Origin of the sequence: Nocardioides sp. NPDC058538 (assembly GCF_042719275.1) — a bacterium.
In the GTDB taxonomy this organism is placed as follows: domain Bacteria; phylum Actinomycetota; class Actinomycetes; order Propionibacteriales; family Nocardioidaceae; genus Nocardioides.
This window is the reverse complement of sequence record NZ_JBHXNY010000070.1, coordinates 2,213-5,144: the sequence shown is the minus strand read 5'-3', so window position 1 is coordinate 5,144 and position 2,932 is coordinate 2,213. Positions and strand designations below refer to the sequence as shown.

Below are 2,932 nucleotides of genomic sequence, written 5' to 3'. Positions count from 1 at the left end.
GACGTCGCCGGCGCGTCACACTCGGCCAGGTGCAGCGGCGCCCCGTCCAGGGCGCGCGATGCCAGCTCACCACAGCCAACGCACGGGGCCAGCTCCTCGAGCTTGGTCACCACACCGCCCGGCGACGTCGTCGGTGCCGGCGCGTCTCCACCGTCCTCGGGCGGGCCATCGTTGCCGCCGTCCTCGCCGTAGGGCGTCTCTTCGCCCGATCCCCACACCGCCGAGAGCGGAAGGTCCCACACGCGCTCGAGGATGCCGGCGATCCGGCGTCGCGCCATGAGCTGAGTCTTGTTGCCCTCCGTCGCGGTCAGCAGACCCGCACCAGCAGCCGCGAGCGCTTGAGAGATGCCGGGCACGGTCAGGCCCAGCTTGATGCCGGCCTGCTCTGCCGACTTCGCCGCCACGGCCGCCGCGGCCTTCGGCAGCAGCAGCAGCCGCAGCTCACCCGTGCGCGGGTTCGGGCGTACGTACCCGATCCGTACGCCGCTGGGAAGGAACACGTCATCGGCCAGGCCGGGGCGCCAGCCGCACGCGGTCGGCTCCAGGCCCTCGGGCACCTTGCCGTCGTCGTCGACGACGTGGCCGTCTTGCCCGATCAGCGACTCACCCAGCAGCCGCAAGAACAGCTTGCCCGGGTCGCGCTCCTCGTCGGCGTCGGTGTCGGCGTGGGCGGCCTCGATGCACGCGGGCCAGACCTTCGAGCTCACGAACTCCTTGCCCTCGGCCTCCGTCCACACGCCGCCGTCGATCATCACCTGAGCAGCGACCCGCCACCCGGCGTAGAGCCGCGCGACGTGCTCAGAGGTACGCGTGGCGAAGCCCAGGCTGCCCAGGCGGTCAGAGGCCAGGAGCTGCCAGCGCTCGAGCGTCTCTGTCAGCTTGATCGGGTCGCGACGAGCTGCCCACTGGATCAGCGCCGACAGGAACGACGAGCGGGCGTCCGCGGCCTCTGCCGACTGCAACCGCATCAGGGTGTGCTTGTTGGCGAGCTGGACCTTGCTCCACTGGGAGGGGACGTTGAGCATCCGCTCGCGCGCCGAGGGCACAGACGGCAGCATTTCGGCGGTCAGCAGCGCCATGCCCCGCGGCGGCTCGCCCTCGATCGGGTCGCCGGTGCGGTCCAGCTTCGGGCGGCCGGCGCCGTTGAAGGCAGCTCGGATGAAGCTGCCCATCCGCGAGGCCGCCTCGAGCGGGCTCTTGTCGGGGGCGAAGTCGTCGTAGGCGATCACGACGTCAGAGGCCCGGTTCAGCAGCTTCATGCCGAACTTCGGGGTGCCGCCGTGCTCGGGGTCCATCTGGACGTTGGCCTCACGCGACTTCTTGATCCGGGAGCCGCTGAAGTGCTGAACCAGCACGATCGAGAAGGCCGTCTTGCCGGAGCCGGGGTTGCCGACGAAGACGGGCACGAACTCCGAGTAGCCCAGGCAGGCCCGGTAGGCCGCGCCGGCCAGGACCAGGCCCATGCGGGGCAGCAGCTCCTCGTCGGTCAACAGGCCGATCGAGTGAGCCGCGGCCGCCTCGAGCTCCGCCGGCGTAGTGGGCGGCGCCGGCAGGTAGTAGTTCTTCGGCGGGCCGACGAACTTCGACGGGGTCGGCACCAGGCCGGCCGCGGTGATCGCGCCGCCGGCGTGCACGAACGCGCGGCCCAGGCCCGGCAGATCCCGCCAGCCGGTCGCCTTGTGCTCCGCGAGGCGCGTGACGTTCTTCGAGCGCTGGCGTACGGCGCGGGCGATCTTGGCGCGGCCGTCGCGGGTGGTCGAGTACTCGACGTCGGGCCACAGCGATTCGAGCCAGTCGCCGTTTCGCCACTCCTTGGCCTCGACGCTGAGCAGCAGCTCCTCACCCGTCTCGGGGTGGCGCGCCACCAGCTCGAACCGCTCGAGCTTCGAGGCCGCGGCCTTGTCGGCCTCCTCCTCACCGACCAGGCCGCCGAGAACCTGAGTGACCATCTCGACGTCGCAGCCGAGGACCTCGAGCAGATCCTCGACCCAGCGGCCGCTCTGGTCCTTCTTCCACCGAACCTCGTAGATCCGGCCGGCGCGCTCCTCGAAGACGGGCACGCCCGCACGGCCGGCGGGAGGTTGGCGAGGGAACTCGTAGAGCTTCGCCGGCTCGCCATCCTCGGCGGCGGTTTCGCCATCAGCTCCGCCACGGGTTTCGCCAACCGCCGGCGAGCCCTTCGCCATCTCGCCACCCTTCGCCACGGGCTTCGCCACCGCGGCCGCGTCGCCATCGGTTTCGCCATCGCCACCGGGTTCGCCATCGCCACCGGGTTCGCCATCGCCAGCGCCATGGGTTTCGCCAGCGGCCTTCGCCGTGGCGAACTCCGCCAGCTTCGCCACCAGCTCCTCACGCGTCAGCGGCACCAGCTCCGCCAGCGTGCGGCCGGCGGCGAAGTGGTCCGTGGCGTCGTTGCCCTCGGCCGGCTCCAGGAGCTCCACCGCGGCGGCGACGTCGACGACGCTGTCATGCACGTGCAGCCCGTGGGCGTAGCCAGCGCGATCGCGGTCAACGATGATCCGCACGATCTTGCCGCGCAGCGCCTCCGTGAACTGGGGCAACCAAACGCTCTTTGCGCGCCCTTGGGTGTCCGCGGCGCCGAATGGGGCGCTGGTGGCCGCCGAGGAGCTCTCAGCGGCCTCTACGAGCGCCTCAGAGGTCGAATCGGCGTCCTTCTCCCCCTCGTCGACGTAGACGACGTCAGCGGCCAGGACCTCGGGCAGCCGGTACAGCACCCGGCGCGCGGGAGCGGGCATCCCCTTCCGCGGACGGCCGTTCTTGTCGAAGCTCCGCGCGCTGTACTTCGCGACGCCACCGCGCCACCGGCGGATGTCGTAGAGGACCGTGCCCTCAGCGTCGGTGTAGGGGTACGTCGCCACCAGCTCGAGGCGAGTCTCGCCACCGCCACCAGCTCCGCCACCGGCTTCGCCAC

At 71.4% G+C, this 2,932-nt stretch carries 1 protein-coding gene; it reads right to left on the bottom strand.

From position 1 onward, the window contains the following. On the bottom strand, positions 1 to 2,932 hold a 2,932-nt coding region (locus tag ACFWQC_RS28115), incomplete at both ends, for a hypothetical protein (protein ID WP_378686071.1).